This is a genomic window from Brevundimonas sp. 374 (assembly GCF_900102995.1).
In the GTDB taxonomy this organism is placed as follows: Bacteria; Pseudomonadota; Alphaproteobacteria; order Caulobacterales; family Caulobacteraceae; genus Brevundimonas; species Brevundimonas vesicularis_C.
Window position 1 is genome coordinate 63033 of sequence record NZ_FNKT01000008.1, and the last position, 13222, is coordinate 76254.

Annotated in this window: 9 protein-coding genes and 1 tRNA gene; 5 read left to right on the forward strand and 5 right to left on the reverse strand. The window is 66.7% G+C overall.

Features of this window, described 5'->3' with window-relative positions; genetic code table 11:
* Nucleotides 1-182: 182 nt before the first annotated feature.
* Nucleotides 183-1421: an argininosuccinate synthase gene (locus BLR19_RS14265; RefSeq protein ID WP_091752394.1), complete on the forward strand. Its 1239-nt coding sequence runs from the start codon at nucleotides 183-185 to the stop codon at nucleotides 1419-1421.
* Here the strand turns inward: BLR19_RS14265 and BLR19_RS14270 are convergent.
* The 3 genes from BLR19_RS14270 to BLR19_RS14280 are packed head-to-tail and all read right to left on the reverse strand — an operon-like array spanning nucleotide 1418 to nucleotide 4914.
* Nucleotides 1418-2719, reverse strand: coding sequence for a PQQ-dependent sugar dehydrogenase (locus BLR19_RS14270; RefSeq protein ID WP_091752397.1), 1302 nt, complete (start codon nucleotides 2717-2719; stop codon nucleotides 1418-1420). The two genes, BLR19_RS14265 and BLR19_RS14270, sit on opposite strands and share 4 nt — an antisense overlap.
* 43 nt (nucleotides 2720-2762) lie before the next feature.
* On the reverse strand, nucleotides 2763-4082 hold the full coding sequence (locus BLR19_RS14275; RefSeq protein WP_176758364.1) for an acetyl-CoA hydrolase/transferase family protein: 1320 nt from the start codon (nucleotides 4080-4082) through the stop codon (nucleotides 2763-2765).
* A gap of 55 nt (nucleotides 4083-4137) precedes the next feature.
* On the reverse strand, nucleotides 4138-4914 hold the full coding sequence (locus tag BLR19_RS14280) for a phosphatase PAP2 family protein (protein WP_091752400.1): 777 nt from the start codon (nucleotides 4912-4914) through the stop codon (nucleotides 4138-4140).
* Between the two features lie 273 nt (nucleotides 4915-5187).
* On the opposite strand from BLR19_RS14280, the gene BLR19_RS14285 reads away from it, so the two are divergent.
* Together BLR19_RS14285 and BLR19_RS14290 are read left to right on the forward strand one after the other, a co-directional pair.
* Nucleotides 5188-7077: a ribonucleoside-diphosphate reductase subunit alpha gene (locus BLR19_RS14285; protein WP_091752403.1), complete on the forward strand. Its 1890-nt coding sequence runs from the start codon at nucleotides 5188-5190 to the stop codon at nucleotides 7075-7077.
* Nucleotides 7078-7266: 189 nt separating this feature from the next.
* Nucleotides 7267-8106 (forward strand): lipid A-modifier LpxR family protein, encoded by an 840-nt coding sequence (locus tag BLR19_RS14290; RefSeq protein WP_218119436.1) that lies wholly within the window; start codon nucleotides 7267-7269, stop codon nucleotides 8104-8106.
* A 4-nt stretch (nucleotides 8107-8110) separates the two neighbouring features.
* Here the strand turns inward: BLR19_RS14290 and BLR19_RS14295 are convergent, their stop codons facing one another.
* Nucleotides 8111-9865 (reverse strand): gamma-glutamyltransferase family protein, encoded by a 1755-nt coding sequence (locus BLR19_RS14295; protein ID WP_091752409.1) that lies wholly within the window; start codon nucleotides 9863-9865, stop codon nucleotides 8111-8113.
* 144 nt (nucleotides 9866-10009) lie between these two features.
* Here BLR19_RS14295 and BLR19_RS14300 point away from each other — a divergent pair.
* Nucleotides 10010-10086: transfer RNA gene (locus tag BLR19_RS14300), tRNA-Arg, on the forward strand.
* Nucleotides 10087-10189: 103 nt separating this feature from the next.
* Here BLR19_RS14300 and BLR19_RS14305 read toward each other — a convergent pair.
* Nucleotides 10190-11788: a ShlB/FhaC/HecB family hemolysin secretion/activation protein gene (locus BLR19_RS14305; RefSeq protein ID WP_143007396.1), complete on the reverse strand. Its 1599-nt coding sequence runs from the start codon at nucleotides 11786-11788 to the stop codon at nucleotides 10190-10192.
* Nucleotides 11789-11915: 127 nt separating this feature from the next.
* Here BLR19_RS14305 and BLR19_RS14310 point away from each other — a divergent pair.
* Nucleotides 11916-13222 (forward strand): FecR domain-containing protein (locus tag BLR19_RS14310; RefSeq protein WP_143007397.1); only part of this gene is annotated, 1307 nt, incomplete at its 3' end.

The following is a 13222-nucleotide window of genomic DNA, read 5'->3' on the forward strand; positions in this document are numbered from 1 at the left end:
CTCGGGATTGCAGTTGGAGGGGACCATAACGCCGGTCTGCCGCCTGGCAACGCGACCAAATGGAACATGACGAAAGGTTCATGTTCTCGCCCGCGCGACCCGGAAAAGGTTGCATCGCCGCACCCCCGGTCTTATGCGCGCGTCAACTCCCCGACTGACCGCCCCTTGCTGAAAGAGCCGCCATGTCCGCCCCCGCCGACAAGCCCGTCAAGAAAGTCGTCCTCGCCTATTCGGGCGGGCTGGACACCTCGATCATCCTGAAGTGGCTCCAGACCGAATATAACGCCGAGGTGGTGACCTTCACCGCCGACCTGGGCCAGGGCGAAGAGTTGGGCCCGGCGCGCGAGAAGGCGCTGAAGCTGGGCATCAAGCCCGAGAACATCTTCATCGACGACCTGCGCGAAGAGTTCGTGCGCGACTTCGTCTTCCCCATGTTCCGCGCCAACGCCCAGTATGAGGGCGACTACCTGCTGGGCACCTCCATCGCCCGGCCCCTGATCTCCAAGCGCCAGATCGAGATCGCGCGTCAGGTCGGCGCCGACGCCGTTTGTCACGGCGCGACCGGCAAGGGCAACGATCAGGTCCGGTTCGAGCTGGGCTACTATGCGCTTGAGCCCGACATCCGCGTCATCGCGCCGTGGCGCGAGTGGGCGTTCCGCAGCCGCGAGGCCCTGCTGGACTTCGCCGAAAAGAACCAGATCCCCATCGCCAAGGACAAGCGCGGCGAGGCGCCCTTCAGCGTCGACGCCAACCTTCTGCACTCCTCGTCCGAGGGCAAGGTTCTGGAAGACCCGGCGGTCGAGGCGCCCGAGTTCGTCCACCAGCGCACGATCGCGCCTGAGGACGCGCCGGATAAGGCCACCGTCATCGAGATCGGGTTCGAAAAGGGCGACGCCGTCTCGATCAACGGCGAGGCCATGTCGCCCGCCACGATCCTGACCGCCCTGAACCAGTACGGCCACGACAACGGCATCGGTCGCCTGGACCTGGTCGAGAACCGCTTCGTCGGCATGAAGTCGCGCGGCGTCTATGAGACCCCCGGCGGCACCATCCTGATCGCGGCGCACCGCGGCATCGAAAGCATCACCCTGGACGGCGGCTCCATGCACCTGAAGGACCAGCTGATGCCGAAGTACGCCGAGCTGATCTACAACGGCTTCTGGTTCTCGCCCGAGCGCGAGATGCTGCAGGCCGCCATCGACAAGAGCCAGGAAAACGTCTCCGGCACGGTCAAGGTCAAGCTGTACAAGGGCAATGTCTCGGTGATCGGCCGCGAAAGCCCCAACAGCCTGTACGATCAGGACCTGGTGACCTTCGAAGAAGGCGTCCAGGCCTATGACCACAAGGACGCGGCCGGCTTCATCAAGCTGAACGCCCTTCGCCTGCGCGTCCTGGCCAAGCGCGACGCACGCAAGAGCTAGGGCGTCTTATCCGACCGGGCGATCCTGAGGATCGTCCGGTTTCGGTCGTCCGTGACCCAGATCGATCCGTCGGCGGCGACGGCCAGCACGACCGGCGCGCCGCGCGGCTGAAGGCCTGCGACCGTGTCCCAGCCCGGCGTCAGAACCTTGCCTCGCACGCTGGGCGCGCCGGCGGGATAGGGCAGGGCGCCCCGGGGATAGATGGCGTAGCGGCCGCCGATATCGGTCAGCGGGCGGCCCTCGCCATCCGTCTCGGCCGCCACGATCCGGCCGCCCGCGCGACGATATCCGTGCCAGCTCATCAGCAGCCGGCCGCGCAGTTCGGGGAACATCGCCCCGTCGTAATAGATCAGGTCCAGCGGCGCGGCGTGCGGCGGCAGCAGGGCGACCGGGCGGTCGCGCTGGCGGCATCGCGCCTGGGCCGCGCTCCAGCCCGGCAGGGGCGTCGCCAGATCGACGCAATAGGGCCAGCCGTAATGGCCGCCCTGACGCAGGACATTGATCTCGTCATAGGGATGGTCAGGCGTGGTCAGGTCGACCGAGTTCTCGCCTTGCAGGATCGTGCCCGACGGGTGCCGCACGAGGGCGATGGAGTTGCGCAGGCCTGAGGCGAAGACGGTGCTGTCACCGGCCCAACGGCCGTTTCCCAGATAGGCGTGGCGCCGCACCTGGGCCGTCGCCGCACTGTCGATGCAGGCGCCCGCCGCATTGGCGCGCGCCCGGCCTCGCGCATCTACGCAGCGGTCGCTGAGGGCGCCGACATTGACCAGCAGGTCGCCGTTGGCGTCGAACACGAAGCTGGACAGCGGGTGGCGATTGGCGTGCAGCCGATTGTCGGGCAGGTCGCCGATCACGGTGCGCACGGTCGCCGCCGGATCGGCCGCGTCGGGATCCAGCGTCAGGATGCGGTTCATCTCGGACACATAGATGCGCCCGTCCGGCCCGCGCGCCGCCGTGTGCGGCATGCTCAGGCCTTGCGTCAGCCGGCACCAGCGCGGTGCGCCGTCGGCGCCGAACGACAGCCGCCAGATCGCGCCGCGTCCCTGGTCCCAACTGCCGAGATCCGTCACCAACCAGTCGCCGTTGGATAGCGCCAGCAGGCCGCGCGGCATTCGCGGCCCCTCGTCCCCCGCGCCCTGCCAGACCAGCCCCAGGCAATAGCCCGGCGCCATCCTCACTGTGGTCATGGGTCGGCCGCCACAGTCGCCGTCGGTGGCATAGGCGCCCTGTGCGGCCTTCGCGCTGACAGGCGCGGCGACGAGCAGGGACAGCAGGGCCAGCAGGCGGACGGTCTTCATGGCGCCAGAAGTCCCGACGGAAGGCCCAAGATCAAGTCAGGCGTCAGATCAGCCCTTGTTCGCGCGCCGCCGCCGTCAGGCCGTCGCGAAACTCAGGCGCCGCCAAGGCGATCAGGGCGCGGGCGCGCTCGCTGGACGACTTGCCCTTCAGATTGGTCCAGCCGTGTTCGGTAGCGACGATGTGCGTGTCGTTGCGCGGGGTGGTGACAGGCCCGTCCAGACGCGCGACGATGCGCGAGGCCGTCCCTTTCGCCGCCGTGGAATGACAGGCGATGATCGACTTGCCGCCCTCCGATCCATAGGCGCCGCGCACGAAGTCCAACTGGCCCCCGGCGGCCGTGAACTGGCGCCCGTTCAGGAACTCCGAGCAGCAGGCGCCGGTCAGATCGACCTGAAGCGTGGCGTTGACCGAGATCATCTTCGCATTGCGCGCGATCACGGCCGGGTCGTTCACATAGGAGACCGGATGGGCCTCCATGCCGCGATTGCCGTCCAGGAATTCATAGGTGTTGAGGTCGCCCATCGAGAAGGCGAAGACGCCCACGCCCGGATGCAGGGTCTTGCGGGCATGGTTGGCCACGCCGGCCTGCATCAGCTCGACCAGGCCGGGCGTCAGCATCTCGGTGTGAACGCCCAGATCGCGGTGGTCCATCAGGGCGTCGCAAACAGCGTTGGGCAGGGCGCCGATCCCCATCTGAAGCGTCGCCCCGTCCTCGACCAGGCCGGCGATGATGCGGCCGATGGCCAGGTCCGCCGGCTGAGGCTCGGCGCGCGGCACGACCAGCAGGGGCGCCACATGTTCGACGATGCCGGCGACCTGGGACACATGGACGGTGCAGTTGCCGAACACGCGCGGCATGTGCGGATTGACCTCGACGATCACCGTCCGGGCCGTCTGCGACACCGGCTTGGCGTAGTCGGTGTTGGTCCCGAACGAGAAGAAGCCGTCCGCATTCATCGGCGAGACGGTGCAGATCAGCGCGTCCACCTTGACCTCGTCGCACAACAGGCGGGGCGACTGCTGAAAGCCCGTGGGAATGAACTGCACGGGGTTGGGGCGACCCTCCTCGTGCGCGCGCTGTTCCAGCCGGCGTTCGATGGCGCTGTGGAACAGGCTCCAGGGCCGGATCCGATCCATCAGCTCATAGCGCAGCACCGTGTCCCCCGCGATGGCGGTGGAGAGCAGATAATAGAGGTTCACATCCTCGACCTCGCCGCGCGCGGCCCGTTCGGCCAGGGCCCTGAGCAGGGCGGGCGGCTGGGACACGCCGAGCCCCATGGCCACCTTGGCGCCCGAGACGATCAGGGCAGCGGCCTGGTCAGGAGTCTTTAGGCGTTCGGCGTAGAGGGCGGCGTGATCCATGGCGTGCGTCTCCGTCATGTCGCCAGACTAGCCTGCCGGGAGGCGGTCGGCGGGCCTAGACTTTGGTCGGGTTGGGCGCGGCTTCGATAGGGGAGGCTTCGTCCTGCAGCGCCGCGCGATGGCGCTTCTGCCAGCGCGCTACCCCATAGGCGACCAGCCACAGGGCCATGGCCCAGGCCGCGCCGACCGCCCAGCCGGCGAAGACGTCGGTGGCCCAATGGGCGCCCAGATAGATGCGTGTCAGCCCGACCAGCAGGGCCAGCAGAATGCCGACGCCGAGGACGAAGACCTTGAATCGCTCGCGCGGGAAGGCGCGGGTCAGCATGACGGCGACGCTGAGATAGAAGACGGTGGATAGCAGGGCGTGGCCGGAGGGGAAGCTGGCGTTGATCGTCTCCACCGCCTGCATGGCCGCAGGGGGGCGCGCGCGCTCGAACACGGCCTTCAGACCCTCCGAAAGTATGACGCCGCCGGCCAGGCCCACGACCAGCAGCAGGGACGACAGCCATTTCCGCTGGCTTAGCAGAAAGACGATCACGATCAGGGCGAACAGCCCCAGCACCGAGATGCCGCCCAGCGAGGTGATGTCCGCCGCCGCCTCCTTAAGCCACCACGGCCCCCACGGTCGCCCCGGATCGTCGGCATAGGGCCGTATCAGCGCCAGGACATGAAGATCGAAGGCCTGCCCTTCACCCTCGGTCATCTCATCGGCGAGGCCTGCGAAGGTCAGAACGCCGCCGGCGACGACCAACAGAGCCAGAAGCGCGGCGATCTCCGTGCGGGCGACCGTCAGGACGCGTATCAAAAAGGCGCGGAAATCGGAAAGCGTCATGGGCGAGCCAACGGCCAAGCTGGGCAGTCGTTCCGATCACGCGTTCGTGATCACGCTGTCTCAGGCGCGTAAAACGGACGTGCTGGCTTGCGTGCTGGCTTTTCCCCAGACGGCTGGGACTTGTCCGACCGATTCGCCCACAATGGTCGGCGTCAACCCGTTGACGGGTCATTAGGCATATGCGCCCTATATGTGGGCTCGGGGAGCGCAGAGGCCACAAGATGATGTGGTCGCGGCGCGGGCGGCTCAAACGATTTTTTGTTCAGGACGCAGATGACCATGGCTGGCGGCGAGGCATTGAAGACGACGGAATTCCAAGGCGTTGCGGCGACGCCGACGCCGGAACGCCCCCACCTGACCGTGGTCAAATCGGTCCAGGTCGATCGCTCGCGCGACGATCTGCTGACCGACTTCGGCAAGAAGACGCTGGAAGATCGCTATCTGCTGCCGGGTGAAAGCTACCAGGACATGTTCGCCCGCGTTTCGACCGCCTTCTCGGACGACGCCGAACACGCCCAGCGCCTGTATGACTATATGAGCCGCCTGTGGTTCATGCCGGCGACCCCGGTCCTGTCGAACGGCGGCGCGGATCGCGGCCTGCCGATCTCCTGCTTCCTGAACGCGGTGGGCGACAGCCTGGACGGCATCCAGAACGTCTGGAACGAGAACGTGGCCCTGGCCTCCAACGGCGGCGGCATCGGCACCTATTGGGGCGGCGTCCGCTCCATCGGCGAAAAGGTGAAAGGCGCCGGCAAGACCTCGGGCATCATCCCGTTCATCCGCGTGATGGACAGCCTGACGCTGGCGATCAGCCAGGGTTCGCTGCGCCGCGGTTCGGCCGCCGTCTATCTGGACATCCACCACCCGGAAATCGAAGAGTTTCTGGAGATCCGCAAACCGTCGGGCGACTTCAATCGCAAGTCCCTGAACCTGCACCACGGGATCAACGTCACCGATGAGTTCATGGAGGCGGTCAAGGTCGGCGGAACCTTCGACCTGAAGTCGCCCAAGGACGGCGCGGTCATGAAGACCGTCGATGCGCGTTCGCTGTGGACCAAGCTGCTCGACATCCGCATGCAGACCGGCGAGCCCTATCTGATCTTCTCGGACACGGTGAACCGCCAGATGGCGCAGCACCAGCGCGACCTGGGCCTTAAGGTCAAACAGTCGAACCTGTGCGCCGAGATCATGCTGCACACCGGCCGCGACCATCTGGGCGTGGACCGGACCGCCGTCTGCTGCCTGTCGTCGGTCAACGCCGAGACCTTCCTGGAATGGCGCGAGGAGCCGCGCTTCGTCGAGGACCTGATGCGGTTCCTGGACAATGTGCTGGAGGACTTCATCCGCCGCGCCCCGCCCGCCATGGCCGCCGCCGTCTATTCGGCCAAGCGCGAGCGTTCGGTGGGTCTGGGTTTGATGGGCTTCCACTCCTTCCTGCAGGGTCAGGGCGTGGCTTTCGAAAGCGCCATGGCCAAGTCGTGGAACATGCGTCTGTTTAAGCATCTGCGCCGCGAGGCCGACAAGGCCAGCCGCCTGCTGGCCGAAGAGAAGGGCCCGTGCCTGGACGCCGAAGAGCGCGGCGTGATGGAGCGGTTCAGCCACAAGCTGGCGATCGCCCCGACCGCCTCGATCTCGATCATCTGCGGCGGCACGTCCGCCGGCATCGAGCCGATCCCGGCCAACATCTACACCCACAAGACCCTGTCGGGCTCTTTCGCGGTCAAGAACCCCTATCTGGAGCGCCTGCTCGACGAAAAGGGCATCAACACCGAGGCGGTGTGGAGCTCCATCCTGGAAAACGAAGGTTCGGTCCAGCACCTCGAAGCCCTGGACGAGGATGAGAAGGGCGTGTTCAAGACCGCGTTCGAACTGGACCAGCGCTGGGTGATCGAACTGGCCGCCGACCGCGCGCCGGAAATCTGCCAGGCCCAGTCGCTGAACCTGTTCATCCCCGGCGACGTGAACAAATGGGACCTGCACATGCTGCACTGGTCCGCCTGGGAGCGCGGCGTGAAGTCGCTGTACTATCTACGCTCCAAGTCGGTGCAGCGCGCCGCCTTCGCAGGCGCCGAGGACAAGGCCGAAGAGGTGATCGATCCCAATCAGCCGGATCTCTTCTCCCTGCCTAAGACCGACTACGACGAGTGCCTGGCCTGCCAATAAGGCCATCTGCACCAAACGACCCGATGGGCTCCGCGACAGCGGGGCCCTTTTTCGTTTGGGAACCGCTGCTGGGCGTCCTCGTTCAAAAGCGACGAAACCATGACCAAAAGCCGTTGGACTCTTGCGCCTGAGGGTTGCAGTGTGTGTCCAGCGGATCGGTGGGGAGACCGGATGCGATTAAAGGCCTGCATGATTGGAGCTACCGGCGTATTGGCGACAGCCTGTGCGAACGCCGCCTGTGCGCAGACCTGGGCCCCCAACGCCTTCGACGCCGCGCCTGAGATTTCCGCTGCGGCCCGCCTGAGCGACCAGACCCGATTCCGCGTCGCGTCCGACGCCCGGTTCGGCGGCCAGATCGAAATCCCGATCGCCTTCCGCCCCGACGACCGATCCGGCCTGTCCGCCAGCACCCGCAACGATGTCTGGATCGACCGCACCGACTTCACCGACCGTGTGACGCTGGAGACCGCCGGCCGTCTGCGCCGCGCCGACGGCTCGCCCCTGCCGGTCACGCCCATCGACCGGGCCGAACTCGACCCCGAAGCCTACGACCTGCGCTATGTGCGCGGCTTCCGCGGCGCGCGGGGCCACACCGCCTCGGGCCTGGAAGTCAGCCTGACGCCCCACGCAGGCCTGGGCGTCGGCAGCGAAGGCCGTTCGGCCGAGGCCGGCGTCACGCTCAAGATCGGCGAGGGTCTGGATCGTCTGGCCCCCAACGGCCGCGAGCGGTTCGGCGAGCGGCCGCGCTGGTATCTGTACGCCGCCGGTTCGGGCCGCGCCGTGGGCTATAACTTCGCCCGCACGCGCGACGGCGACTACGCGCGCTCCGGCTATACCCAGGACAAGGGCAGCTTCCTGGGCGACGCCTCGATCGGCGTGGCCTATCGCAAGGGCGACATGCAGACGTCGTTCGGCGTCGTCTATCGCGAGATCGACGCCGGCAAGGGTCTGCGCGGCATGAACGGTCTGGACACCGACGTCAGCGAAGGCCTGCTGGCCTTCCAGCTGTCGATCCGTCCCGGCCGCTGAGCCTTTAACGAATCTCCGAGAGCGCCACGCCCTCGCGACGCGGGTCGGCGCCTCCGTCCCAGCGCCCGTCGCGCCAGATCGCGCCATGCAGGCCCGAGGTCTCGGTGGCGTTGGGCCTCAGGGCCATGCCCGCCGCCGCCAAGGCGTCGCGGATATGGGGCGCGATCAGGTCGGTGTCGGCCCCGACCATCTCGCCCCGCACCACCAGATTGGGCAGGGCGATCGCCTCCTGCATCGACAAGCCCCAGTCCATCGTCCCGACCAGGGCCTTGGCGACATAGGCCAGGATGCTGGACCCGCCCGGCGAGCCGATGGCGCCGACCAGCCGCCCCTGACGATCCAGAATCAGCACCGGCGTCATCGACGAGCGCGGCCGCTTGCCCGCCGCCACGGCATTGGCGGCCGGATGTCCGTCCTCGTGCGGCGTGAAGGAGAAATCCGTCAGCTGGTTGTTCAGGAAGAAGCCGTCGACCATCCGGCCATTGCCGAAGATGCTCTCGACCGTCGTGGTCATGCTGACCGCATTGCCCCATGCGTCCACCACGACCATGTGCGAGGTGCCGCCCGGCTCGGCGGTCTGGTCGACCCCGCGCGGCGGCGATCCCGTCGGGGCGCCGGCCTCGACCGGGCCGTTCACCTGCGGGGCCAGGGCCGCGCGCGACGCGACATAATCGGAATCCAGCAGACCGGCGATCGGCACCCCGACGAAGTCGTTATCGCCGATATAGCGGTCCCGGTCGGCATACATCAGCCGCTGCAACCGCCCGAACGCGACCCAGGCCTCAGGGCTCTTGGCCCCCTTGTCTAGATCCGGCGTCGCATCGGCCATGGCCAGGAACTGCAGCAACGCCACGCCGCTGGACGGCGGCGGCGGCACGCAGACCACATAGGCCTGATACGGCCGGCAAAGGGCGTCGCGGCGCAAGGGGCGATAGCCGGCGATGTCCGCCTCGGTCAGACCGCCGGGGCGCGGTCCTTCGCGAACCGCCGCCGCGATGTCGCGCCCGATCGGCCCGCCATAGACGACGCCCGGCCCCTGCTGCGCCAGTCGCGCGACGGTGTCGGCGTAGGCGGGGTTCTTCAGCGTATCGCCTGCCTGATACCGCGTGCCGTCCGGCTTGGTGAAATAGGCGCTGGCCCAACGCGTCCGCGCCTGGGGATAGCGTCCATTGATCATGCCGGCCAGACGCGGGCTGACCGTGAACCCGTCGCGCGCCAGCCGTTCGGCGTCCCCGAACAGATCACGCCAGGCCAGCTTGCCGTGATCCTTCTGCGCCATCGCCAGCATGGCCACCGCCCCCGGCGCGCCGGTCGATCGCCCCGAGAGGACCGCATCCATGAAGCCCAGCGGCTTGCCGTCCTCATAGAACAGTTCGGGCGTCGCTGACGCCGGCGCCGTCTCGCGCCCGTCATAGGCCGTGACGGTCCCGGTCTCGGCGTCATAGCTCATCAAAAAGGCCCCGCCCCCCAGGCCTGAAGACTGCGGCTCCACCAGGCCCAGCACCGCCTGGATCGCCACCGCGGCGTCCACGGCCGATCCTCCGCGCCGCAACACGGTCATCCCCGCCTCGACCGCCAGCGGATTCGCCGCCGCCACGAATGGGCCCCGAGCGTGCGATGCGGCCGACGACGGGGCCGACACGGCCTGCGGCGATGCTGTCGCCAGCGCGGGCGCCCCTTGGCTGGCTGTCGCGGTCTGACATCCCGCCAAGAGGACGGGAACCAGCACAGCGGCGATCTGGCGACGGAATGAACGCATGGAAGATCCGAAAGCAGGGGAGCGTCAGACAGGCCTAAGCCGTCGCAGCCGCCACGCCAACCGCTTCAGACGCAGAAACTGCATTCCCCCGCTTGCGTCCGCCCGATCCACCGGCTAAAGACCCGCCCTCGCCGCAAGGCAGCCGCACCCGTAGCTCAGCTGGATAGAGCATCAGACTACGAATCTGAGGGTCGGGCGTTCGAATCGCTCCGGGTGCGCCACTTCTTCCAAACAATACGACTTAAAACGTGGCACCGATTTACGCGGGCCGTTCACCGCCTCGCGATACGTCGCAACGCATCGCGAGGGCTTCTGCGCGCGCGCCTAGAACTGTTTCGACAACGACACGAAGGTGCGCCAGCCTTTGTCGGGCTGGTTATAGGGCGCACGAGACAGGGGTTTGGCGAACTCGATACGCAGGGTGGTCTTGCGGTCGAAGGTGATGCGCGAACCCACCCCGGCGGACGTCAGCTGTTCGGACCAGTCGCGACCGGGCGTCTTGTTCCACACCTTGGCGGTGTCGAAGAAGGCGAAAGCCTGAGCGAAGGTGATAAGGTCGCCCTTGGGATCATATCCGACCCGCGCCTCAATCATCCCGGCGACGGCCTTGTCGCCGCTGGCTTCGCCATAGTCATACGCCCGGCCGTAGGTCGGGCCGCCGACGAAGAACTCTTCGGAGCTGAGCAAGGCGTCGTCCGACCATTGGCCTGAGGCCTCGACATAGACGCCGACATACTTGCTGAGATCGCGATAGGCGCTGACCTGGGCGTTGACCTTGAAGAACTCGCCCGTCGCGTCGTAGCGCGTATTCAGCGGCGAGCGCTCGGTCGTGGCGCCGAAGGCGTCAATCCCTTTCGACAGCTGAATTGAGCCGGCCATCCAGCCGGAGCTGGAACGCCGCTGTCCCGCCACCGACATCCGCGCCACGGTCAGGGTCTCGTCGGTGCGACCCGTGGCGACGTAGTTCTGCTCGACGCGACGGACATCCAGTCCCGCGTTGAGCCAGAGGTTCTTGTCGCGCGAACGGACCAGAGGATGCGAGAGCGTGACCGAGGCCATGCGGCTGCTCCCCCCGACCCAGCCCGATGCGTTCTGAAGCGGCGCATCCGTCTCATAGCCCGATACGCCAAAGCGGACGCGGCCGCCTCCGGACGCGACGACAGAGTAGGACGCATCGATATAGGTAAGTTCGTCAGGGCGATCCGGCACCGTCAGCACGCCCAATGTGATCTGGTCGCCGGCCATAAAGGTCGAGTTGCGGGCGCCGGACAGGTAGACTTGCCACGGACCCTGGGTTTCGGAACCGCGATTGTCGACATAGACGCCGGCGCTGCCCGAGGTCATTGCCGTCTCGACAACCAAGCGGTGTTGGGCCGGGTCGCCGATGATCGGCTCGATGCGGCTGGTCAGTTTGACGCCGGGCACGTCGGACGCCAGGGACAGGCGGCGATCCAGTTCGCCGATGGTGAGGGGGCGCTGGTTCACCAAGGGCTTTAGGATCGGTTCGACGGCGCGTGCGCCATCGCCGGTCAGTTTCAGTTCCGAGATATAGCCTTCAAACACCACGATGCGGGCGGCGCCGATGGAGGGGTCGGTTTCGGCGACGACGGCGCGGGTCAGGAAATAGCCGTCGTTGCGATAACGGGCGGTGATTGCATTGGCCGACTGCACGAGATCGTCCACCGAGACGCGCCGCGCCAACTGCTGGTCATAGGTGTCGGCGAGATCGGCGAGTGGATAGGCGCTCACCCCCTGGATCAGCATGCTGGTCAGGATCAGACATCCGGCGCATCCGGCGTCCGGCGTCGAGGCCGGCTCAGCGTCCGCGCGAACCGGTCCCGCGACAGCCATGGTCAGCACCGCCACCATCCCCCACAGGACGCTGATTGTTCTTAACCATGAAGTCGAAAAAATATGACGCACGCCGTTCTCCAAACACAGGAGATCATTTACGGCGTTCGGGCTAAAAATCGTGTTAATATCACCAGTTAAGAGCTTGGCAGGCACGTCCTGATATCCAGAACATCAAACAGAATGTCTGGAGTGTGTGTTGGCCAATCGATACGCAATATTCTTCGCGATCCTCTTCTTCTTTGTGCGCTACCCGACCCAGGCTCTGGCGGATGAATGGCGCATCAGGGAAGTGGCGGGCGTTGTTCGCGTGGCCATACCGGCGCGGCCCGCTGCAAACGGCTCGGTTGGGCAGGTATTACCGACCGGAACCAGCGTCACGACAGGCGGAAACGGCCGTGCGATGATCACGAACGGTCAGCAAAGGGTCGTGGTAGGGCCGAACAGTCGCACCACGCTCGCGCCAGAAGTCGGAGGCATGACACGGGTTTTGCAGGACCTTGGCTCGGCCCTGTTCCAGGTCGATCGGCAGAGGCAGCCGCACTTTCGGGTGGAGACGCCATTGCTTGCCGCCGTGGTGAAGGGCACGACGTTTACAGTCACCGTCGACCCCATGGGCGACCGCGTGCATGTCGCCGAAGGTCTGGTCGAAGTCCGCGCCAATAACGGCAATGCCGTCAGCGACGTGGCGGCGGGAGCCACCGCCCTGGTCCCGCGCCAGCAACCGACCAGCGTCGAGGTTTCCACACCCGTTGCATCGGTTCCGATCGAAGCGGCTCCAGTCGCGGCGCCGAGCCTTGACTACGAGACCTTGACCGATGGCCTAGTCCAGAACCCGCCTGCGACGGCGCCAGCGGCCACCACCACGACAGCGTCTACATCAGGCGCCGCGACTGCCGCGACGACAACACCATCGGCTACGACCACAAGCACGACTGCGGTTCCAGCTACATCTTCAGCAGCGACTTCCACCGCTGCGGCAGGAAACTCCGGTTCAAGCGGAAACGCTTCACCGCCGCCAGCCGTAACCAACGCGAGCAATAATGCCGCAGCGGGCCCCGGCAACAACGCCAATACTGGAGCGACCAATCCTGGCAACCCTGGCGCCGGCAACCCCGGTGCTGGCAATCCGGGCTCGGGCAATCCGGGCAACGGCGACCCCAGCTCAGGCGCTCCGGGCAACGGCAACCCCGGCGCCGGCAATCCAGGCAACGATAACCCGGGCTCTGGCAACCCCGGCGCGGGCAATCCTGGTTCGGGCACTCCGGGCAACGATAACCCGGGCTCTGGCAACCCCGGCGCCGGCAATCCGGGCAACGGCAACCCCGGCAACAGTAATCCGGGCTCGGGCAACCCTGGCGACGGCAATCCGGGCAACGGCGACCCCGGCTCAGGCGCTCCGGGCAACGGTAACCCCGGCTCAGGCACTCCGGGCAACGGCAACCCCGGCAACGGTAATCCGGGTAATGGAAATCCTGGGAACGGGAATCCCGGTGCCGGCAATCC

Bases quoted from the DNA above. Each gene is read 5' to 3' on its own strand.
- BLR19_RS14275 (WP_176758364.1), bottom strand. From the start codon at position 4,082: ATGGATCACGCCGCCCTCTACGCCGAACGCCTAAAGACTCCTGACCAG.
- BLR19_RS14285 (WP_091752403.1), top strand. From the start codon at position 5,188: ATGACCATGGCTGGCGGCGAGGCATTGAAGACGACGGAATTCCAAGGC.
- BLR19_RS14280 (WP_091752400.1), bottom strand. From the start codon at position 4,914: ATGACGCTTTCCGATTTCCGCGCCTTTTTGATACGCGTCCTGACGGTC.
- BLR19_RS14270 (WP_091752397.1), bottom strand. From the start codon at position 2,719: ATGAAGACCGTCCGCCTGCTGGCCCTGCTGTCCCTGCTCGTCGCCGCG.
- BLR19_RS14295 (WP_091752409.1), bottom strand. From the start codon at position 9,865: ATGCGTTCATTCCGTCGCCAGATCGCCGCTGTGCTGGTTCCCGTCCTC.
- BLR19_RS14265 (WP_091752394.1), top strand. From the start codon at position 183: ATGTCCGCCCCCGCCGACAAGCCCGTCAAGAAAGTCGTCCTCGCCTAT.
- BLR19_RS14290 (WP_218119436.1), top strand. From the start codon at position 7,267: ATGATTGGAGCTACCGGCGTATTGGCGACAGCCTGTGCGAACGCCGCC.